The 7,053-nt window shown below is 71.0% G+C and carries 9 protein-coding genes; all 9 read left to right on the top strand.

Annotation, left to right across the window (positions count from 1 at the left end):
* On the top strand, positions 1-852 hold an 852-nt coding region (locus tag B4F19_RS04055), incomplete at its 5' end, for an ImmA/IrrE family metallo-endopeptidase (protein ID WP_292732933.1).
* Positions 852-1,757: a bifunctional DNA primase/polymerase gene (locus B4F19_RS04050; protein ID WP_286793472.1), complete on the top strand. Its 906-nt coding sequence runs from the start codon at positions 852-854 to the stop codon at positions 1,755-1,757. The genes B4F19_RS04055 and B4F19_RS04050, both read left to right, overlap by 1 nt.
* Positions 1,754-2,392 (top strand): DUF2637 domain-containing protein, encoded by a 639-nt coding sequence (locus B4F19_RS04045; RefSeq protein ID WP_286793471.1) that lies wholly within the window; start codon positions 1,754-1,756, stop codon positions 2,390-2,392. Before B4F19_RS04050 ends, B4F19_RS04045 begins: the two co-directional genes overlap by 4 nt.
* Positions 2,389-2,811 (top strand): hypothetical protein, encoded by a 423-nt coding sequence (locus B4F19_RS04040; protein WP_286793470.1) that lies wholly within the window; start codon positions 2,389-2,391, stop codon positions 2,809-2,811. Before B4F19_RS04045 ends, B4F19_RS04040 begins: the two co-directional genes overlap by 4 nt.
* Positions 2,812-2,892: 81 nt before the next feature.
* Positions 2,893-3,750 (top strand): hypothetical protein, encoded by an 858-nt coding sequence (locus tag B4F19_RS04035; RefSeq protein WP_286793469.1) that lies wholly within the window; start codon positions 2,893-2,895, stop codon positions 3,748-3,750.
* Positions 3,747-4,823 carry a ParB N-terminal domain-containing protein gene (locus tag B4F19_RS04030; RefSeq protein WP_286793468.1) on the top strand — a complete coding sequence of 359 codons (1,077 nt, stop codon included), beginning with the start codon at positions 3,747-3,749 and terminating at the stop codon, positions 4,821-4,823. Before B4F19_RS04035 ends, B4F19_RS04030 begins: the two co-directional genes overlap by 4 nt.
* 72 nt (positions 4,824-4,895) lie before the next feature.
* Positions 4,896-5,582 (top strand): hypothetical protein, encoded by a 687-nt coding sequence (locus B4F19_RS04025; RefSeq protein WP_286793467.1) that lies wholly within the window; start codon positions 4,896-4,898, stop codon positions 5,580-5,582.
* Positions 5,583-5,599: 17 nt separating this feature from the next.
* Entirely contained in the window at positions 5,600-6,769 is a 1,170-nt protein-coding gene (locus B4F19_RS04020) for a M23 family metallopeptidase (RefSeq protein WP_286793466.1), read from the top strand.
* Positions 6,769-7,035, top strand: coding sequence for a DUF6112 family protein (locus tag B4F19_RS04015; RefSeq protein WP_286793465.1), 267 nt, complete (start codon positions 6,769-6,771; stop codon positions 7,033-7,035). The genes B4F19_RS04020 and B4F19_RS04015 overlap by 1 nt, the downstream gene beginning before the upstream one ends.
* Positions 7,036-7,053 lie beyond the last annotated feature (18 nt).

Raw genomic sequence — 7,053 nt, 5'->3', positions numbered from 1 at the left:
GAGCCGACGTATGTCGCCGGGTACAGGCAGTGGCAGTCGCTTGGCCGTCAGGTGTCGAAGGGACAGCCGGGCTACATGATCTTCGCGCCGGTGACGGGTCAGTTCGCGTCCTTGACGCCGCACGATCCAGAGTCCTGGCGGCGACTCAGCAGGTTCGAGAAGCCCCGCCCCGGCGAGGCGGTCCGCTCGCGGATGGTCGCCGCGCGAACGGCCCATGTATGGGATGTCTCGCAGACCTCGGGCGATCCGATTCCCGAGCGGCCCGTGCCGCGGCTGCTGGAAGGCGACGCGCCGACGGGGCTATGGGCGGGACTGGCGGCGCTGGTTGAGGCGGATGGGTACCGGGTGCTGAGGGTCGAGCACGAGGGAATGATCGGCGGCGCGAACGGCCTGACCGACTACGGGGCACGTACTGTCGCTGTGCGGTCGAACATGGCTGCGGCCGCGCAGGTGAAGACGCTCGCGCACGAACTCGCCCATGTCCGCCTCCACGGCCCCGGCAACCCGGATTGGGCGGGGCACCGTGGGATCGGCGAGGTCGAGGCGGAGTCGGTCGCGTTGATGATCGGCGCCGCGCATGGCATCGACACCGGTTCATACACGATTCCTTACGTCGCAGGATGGGCGGGGACGGTCGCGGACAAGAACCCCGCCGAGGTGGTGCACGCCACCGGCGAACGGGTGCGGAAGACAGCGGGTGTGGTTCTCGACGCACTCAACACGGTTCAGCTCGGCGACGGGCTCCCGCCTGGTCTGACCCGCGTGAAGACACGACCTCATGCCGAGCGGATACCGTCGGCACCGTTCGGGCAACGCCGTTCAGAGGTGGGTGGCGCGGCGAGGAGTCTGTGATGGACCCCGCGCGTCTGTTCGCCGCTGTTGCGGGGATGCCGCTGCCGGACGCCGCAGCGCGGATCGCTACGGGCGGGGTGCCGGTGTTCCCATGCGTACCGGGTGGCAAGCGCCCGCTGGTCGAACACGGTTTCCATGAGGCGACTGCGGCGGCGCGGCAGGTCGCCTCATGGTGGCGGCGGTGGCCTGCCGCAAACATCGGTGTGCCAACCGGCGCGGCGTCGGGCGTGGAGGTGGTGGACGTGGACCGGAGGACCACCTCGTCAGGATTTGCCGCCTTCGACCGCGCCCAGAAGGCGGGGCTCGCGGGCGGATGGTCGGCGCTGGTACGCACGCCGTCAGGCGGGATGCACGCCTACTACCCGGACGAGCCGGGACGGCCTCAGCGGTCGTGGCAGGTGGCCCGCGCGCATCTGGACTTCCGTGGGACTGGCGGTTACGTCATCGTGCCTCCCTCGACGATCCCGGTGGCGGAGCATCTCCTGGGCACGTACGAGCTGATCAGCGGACCACAGTCCACCCCCGGGCCGATAGACGCGTTGGCGTTGCGAGATTTCCTCACCCCACGCCCCGAACACCCGTTCCGGCCGGATGGTGGGTCACGGGCCCAGGATGCGCGCCGGCTAACCGTGTGGGTCGCTGCGCTCCGGGAGGGCGAACGTAACCGTGGGCTGTTCTGGGCCGCGTGCCGTCTCGCAGAGACCGGCGCCCCACTTGTGTCGGCGCTGGACATGCTGGGGCCAGCGGCGGAGCACGCCGGGTTGCCACCCAGCGAGGTGTTCACCACGATCCGTTCCGCCTACCGCACCGTCGGCGCCACCTCCCCTCGGACTGGCATCGCCGTCGCACCGCGCAACGATGCGCAGCGCAGAGCGGCACCGGTCAGAGGCGGGGTGCTCTCATGATCGACGAGACACGGTCATGGGGTCAGCGGGGGGCGGTGGTTGTCGCGGTCGCGGGGACGGTGCTGATCGCCGCGGGCGCGTTCTGGCTCTCGTTCACCGCTCTGGCCGATCTCGCCCGTCGTTCTGGGGTCGCTGCAGGGCAGGCGTGGGCGTGGCCGATGATCGTTGACGGGCTGATCGTCGTGGCCACCGTCGCAGTCGTGGCCCTCGCGGGCCGACGCACGGCCTGGTATCCGTGGTCGCTGCTGGCTGGTGGTGCGCTGATCTCAGTCGCCGCGAACGCCCTGCACGCGATCGTCGCCGCCGACGCGGATGTGCCCGCCGTGCTGGCTGCGTCCGTCGCCGCCGTGCCGCCGCTGGTGCTGCTGGCGTCCACGCACCTGACGGTCGTGCTGGTCCGCTCCCGACCTGCCGATTCCGCCTCGGAGCCCGAGGCGGTGGCGGACGTCCCGGACCGGGGCGCCTCGGAGCCGGTGGGGCGGCGGCGGACGGCGGCGCGACTGCGAGAGGAGGGCTGGTCGAACAAGGCGATCGCCCGTCATCTGAAGGTCGCACCGTCGACGGTCGGCCGCTGGTTCGCAGCGACGCCGACCGTACCTGATGTGCAGGAGAACCCGAAGGACCTGACCCCATGAGCAAGCACACCGTCACCCCATCGTCCGCGCCCCGCACCTCCGCCATCTACCTGCCGCGTAGCGAAGCTGCAGAAGCCTCCGAGGTGTCGGAGCTTGCCCGGCACAGGGACCCGTCTCTGACCGGCGTCGCACGGACGGCGGCGCGGCGCCCTTCTGGGGTGGACTGGGTACGTCCGAGCGAGCTGCTGACATCACGGTCGGGGCGGATCGCGGGGCTCGGGCTGGACTTTCAGGCGGAGCTTGCCCGCCGCGCCCGGCGGCTGCCGGTGGGGGCGACCCTAGCGACCGGGCGTGGTGTGCGCCAGGCCGCCGCGGGCTTCAGCGACCGGGCGCGCCGGTTGCCGCCGGTGTCGGCGTTCGGTCGAGGAGCCGGAGCGCGGTTCTCGTGGACGTCTCGTTCCGGGATCGGGTTGGGGTGACTCATGTACGCCCCCGACAGGAGAACGCGGACCGGGCCTGCCTGCGGCCGTGTGCGCACCTCCTGTTCAGGAGGTGCCGGAATGCGACCAACAACAGCCCGTACGGCGCGGGATCGTTTCGAAGACTCTGAGGCGCTGCGTGCCCTGCTGAACCGCCTGCACGACGCGGGCCGCGACGCGTGGCGCACCGACCCGGAAGCTGCCGCGCTGATGCGGCACGCGGCGCAGAGATACGGGGCGTTGGCGAAGAAGCACGGTTTGGACCCGTGGGAGGCGGCGTCGGCAGCGTTCGAGGCAATGCGCGGCGCTGCCACGCGACGGGCGGATGATCCGTGGGCGGTGGTGACGCGGGCGGTGAAGGTGACCTGCGTCGGTGAGGAGCGCGGCAACGGGCTGCTCTGCTCCGTCCAGCGGGCCCGTCGACCCCGCTATTCGGTGTTCCACGATGCGGAGCGGTTCAGCGACCGGGAGAACCCGCTGTCCGACTACCACCCTGCGTTCCACGTCGACCCGTTCACCGACACCGACGAGGAACCACCGGATGAAGCCGTAACGGTGGTAGATGTGGGCTCGGCGGTGGAGGACACGATCGCGTTGCTCTGCCTGCTCGGCTGGCGGCCGGACACGGCACGCGCCGCGGTGGAGTACATCACAGCCCGGCTCGCGCAGGCACCTTCTCGCTCCTCGGCGTTCGAGGCGCTGCGGCGGGACCGCCAGGCCCGCGCCCTCCTCGACCTCCCCGCCACGTCCTGGACCGGTCTGCTGCGGGTCGTACTCGGTGTGCCCGACTCTGCCCTCGCGCACACGAACGCGGGCCGTGGGGTGCTGCTGCGACTGCTGATCGGCGAACCGCTGCGGGCCCTGCTCCTGGACGACGACCTCGTGCTGGCTACGGGTCTCGCAGCCCCAGGGATCGATCCGGGACCGGAGGAGCCATGAGCACACCTGCCGGACATATCGAGCTGGAACGCACCGTCGAGTCGATCGTCGTCGGGGCTCGGCACCGCCACGAACTCGGGGACCTCGCCCCACTGGTCGAGTCGATCCGCCGGGGCGGCCTCCTGCAGCCCATCACGATCACCCTTGAAGGGCATCTGATCTGCGGCGCTCGACGGTTGGCTGCGATCAAGCAGCTCGCCTGGAAGACCGTGAACGTGTGGGTGCGGTCCGGGGTCTCGGACCGCCTCGGGCAGTTGCTGGCGGAGCAGGACGACAACCTCCTCCACAAACCCCTCACCCAGCTGGAGGCCGCCGGCCTCTACCGGGAGCTCAAAGCCCTGCTGGCCGAGGATGCCGCTCGTCGCCAGGAAGCCACCCGGTTCCGGCCCGCCGACGACGCGGGAGAAGACGGTCCCGGCAAATTGCCGGGACCGTGGGACACGCCCTCCGGTGAGGCGCGCGTGCAGGCGGCGAAGATGGTGACCGGGCGGGATTCTCACAAGTCGCTGGAACGCATCGGCCGGATCGAAGACCTCGCCGCCGACGAGTCCCAGCCCGACGCGGTGCGCCGTCAGGCCGCCGAGGAGATCGCACGCCTTCGCGCAGGCGGGAGCGTCCATCCTTCGCATCTGCGGGTGAACGCGGAACTATCCCTCGCCGAACTCGACCACCTCGCCACCGACCAAACCCAGCCCGCCGAGCTACGCGAACGCGCTCGGGCCGAGGCTGCGGCCGTACGGGACTCCGAGCGCGCAGCGAAGGCCGCGGAGCTGGACGCGCTGGCAAAGGCGGCGCTCGCCCGCGTGAAGGCCGCGAAAGCCACCGGCCGCAAGGGCCGTCGGCCGGTGCTGACGGCGGTGGAGACGGGTGAACCGGTGCCTTTCCCGCTGAGCGTGTTCACGGCGACCTGGGACGACATGGTCTCCTGGTGGACCCACTACGACCCTGCCCTGGTCGGCCCGGCGCTCACCGATGAGCAATGGGACCGGTTCGAGCAGACCCTCTCCGGCACCATCGCGTTCGCCGACGCCGCACGCACGGCCCGGCAGGCCCGGGGCGAACAGAGCGCCTGAACCAGTGGCTGTGCAGGTGCACCTACCCAGCGACACGACCCCCTGTCGCTCGCCTGGAAGGGAGATTCGCGCATGGACCCTGCTGCCGATCGTCGCCGCCGCCGTCTGCTGATCGCCGCAACCGCCGGAGGCCTTGCCCTGCTGATCCTCGTCGGCGTCGGAGTCTACGGACTCCTCCGCGGCCCGGCCACACCCGAACCCGAGACCGTCGACCGGCCGTCCCCGTCCGTGACCGCAAACCCGGGGCGGCCGGAGACTCCGGCGCCTGAGGCGGTGTCACCGCTCGGTGGCCCGGAGGCGTTCGCCCGCAACGTGGCCACGGCGCTGTTCACCTGGGACACCGCGTCCGGGTATGGTCCCGCCGACTACGCTCAGGTGCTCGCGGATGTCGCCCACGACTCCGAGGCGGATGCACTGGTCGCCGACGTCCGCGCCTACCTCCCCACCGCGGAGGCGTGGATGCAGTTGCGGCAATACCAGACCCGCCAGCGGCTGACCATCGACGATGTGTTCGTTCCCGACGCGTGGGAGACCGCGATCGCGCAGGCCGCGCCCGGGCAGATCCCCGACGGGGCGGCCGCGTACACGATCACCGGCACCCGGCACCGCGACGGCATCTGGGACACCACCCCGGCCGAAGCATCCCGACCGGTGGCCTTCACGGTGTTCATGACCTGCACGCCCCCGAACTCGGGACGCAGCGGGGCGGGGCTGTGTGAGCTGCTGCGGCTGTCCGAGCTCGACCACCCCCTCCGCTGAGAACCGGTGTCGTTGTGATGCGGAAACTGGGTGTCCTGCTCGTCGCGGTGCTGTTCTTCGCGCCCTCGACGGTGCTCCTCGGCGTCGCCACCCTCCTGAACCCTGCCGCGACCGCGACCTGCCCGCCCGGCTCCCTGCTGGTCGGCCCGATCCCCGACTCGCTGACCACCACCACGCGGGACGGGGCCACGGTGACGCTGAACCGCACCCAGCTCACTCACGCCGCCACGATCATCATCACCGGCGGCCAGACTCCCGGGGTCGGCAGGACGGGTGTGGTGATCGCGTTGATGGCCGCGCTCACCGAATCTGGCCTGCGGATGCTCGCCAACACCGGCGCGTATCCCGAGTCGGCGGACTACCCCAACGACGGTGACGGGTCCGACCACGACTCGCTGGGTCTGTTCCAGATGCGGCCCGCATCTGGGTGGGGCACCGTGGCTGAGCTCATGGCCCCGCAGTATCAGGCCCGCGCGTTCTACGGCGGCCCGTCCGGCCCGAACTACCCGTCCCCTCGGGGTCTGCTAGACATCCCCGGCTGGGAGGGCCTGGACCCGGGTGAGGCGGTGCAGGCGGTCGAGGTGTCGGCGTACCCGGACCGGTATCAGAACTACCAGCCCATCGCCGAGGCGATCCTCACCGCCCTCACCCGCCCCACAGGTACCGGGAACGGGTCGGGTGAGGCGCCGGTGGTGCCGGAGACCACCCAGCTGGTGTTCCCGCTGCCGGAGGGGGCCTGGGTGCGGACCAGCGGGTTCGGGTGGCGTGTGGACCCGATGACCGGGGAACGGGCGTTCCATGCAGGGTCCGACTTCGCCGCCGCGGACGGCACCCCGATCCTCGCCGTCGCCGACGGGGTCGTCGTGCACGCCGAGTACACCGGCAACTATGGCGGCCTGGTCATCATCGAGCACACCGTGAACGGGGAACGAGTCGCGTCTTATTACGCCCATATGTGGGAGACCGGCATCCACGTCACCGAGGGGCAGACGGTCGCCGCGGGGCAGCACATCGGCGATGTCGGCTCCTCCGGCAAATCCACGGGCCCGCACCTGCACCTGGAGATCCACCCCGGCGGGCAAGGAGCCGATCCGGTCGACTCCGACGCCTGGCTCACCGAGCACGGCACCGAAGGCGTCGCCGCCAGCGACACGGCGCTCGCCACCTGCACGGCCGGAGGCGCCTGATGGACGTGTTCCCCGACTTCGACGGCGTTGGCGGCGCGGCCGAGCTGCAGTCCATCGTCGGCGCACTGCTGACGTTCGTGCTCATCACCGCCGTCCTGATGCTCATCGTCTGCGCCATCGTCTGGGCGATCGGCTCCGCACACGGCAACTACCAGGCCGCCACGAAGTCCCGCACCGGCCTATGGGTGTCGGTCGGTGCCGCCGCCCTGGCCGGCGCCGCGGTCGCCTGGATGAACTTCCTCCTCGACCTCGGCACCCAGCTCTGATCGGCCCGCGCGCGTCCG

Origin of the sequence: Microbacterium sp. UBA1097, from assembly GCF_002313585.1 — a bacterium.
Taxonomy (GTDB): domain Bacteria; phylum Actinomycetota; class Actinomycetes; order Actinomycetales; family Microbacteriaceae; genus Microbacterium.
The sequence above is the reverse complement of the archived record's forward strand: the minus strand, read 5'-3'. Positions and strand labels throughout refer to the sequence as shown.

Coding starts and splice junctions, on each gene's coding strand:
- B4F19_RS04050 (WP_286793472.1), top strand. CDS start 852: ATGGACCCCGCGCGTCTGTTCGCCGCTGTTGCGGGGATGCCGCTGCCG.
- B4F19_RS04045 (WP_286793471.1), top strand. CDS start 1,754: ATGATCGACGAGACACGGTCATGGGGTCAGCGGGGGGCGGTGGTTGTC.
- B4F19_RS04040 (WP_286793470.1), top strand. CDS start 2,389: ATGAGCAAGCACACCGTCACCCCATCGTCCGCGCCCCGCACCTCCGCC.
- B4F19_RS04035 (WP_286793469.1), top strand. CDS start 2,893: ATGCGACCAACAACAGCCCGTACGGCGCGGGATCGTTTCGAAGACTCT.
- B4F19_RS04030 (WP_286793468.1), top strand. CDS start 3,747: ATGAGCACACCTGCCGGACATATCGAGCTGGAACGCACCGTCGAGTCG.
- B4F19_RS04025 (WP_286793467.1), top strand. CDS start 4,896: ATGGACCCTGCTGCCGATCGTCGCCGCCGCCGTCTGCTGATCGCCGCA.
- B4F19_RS04020 (WP_286793466.1), top strand. CDS start 5,600: ATGCGGAAACTGGGTGTCCTGCTCGTCGCGGTGCTGTTCTTCGCGCCC.
- B4F19_RS04015 (WP_286793465.1), top strand. CDS start 6,769: ATGGACGTGTTCCCCGACTTCGACGGCGTTGGCGGCGCGGCCGAGCTG.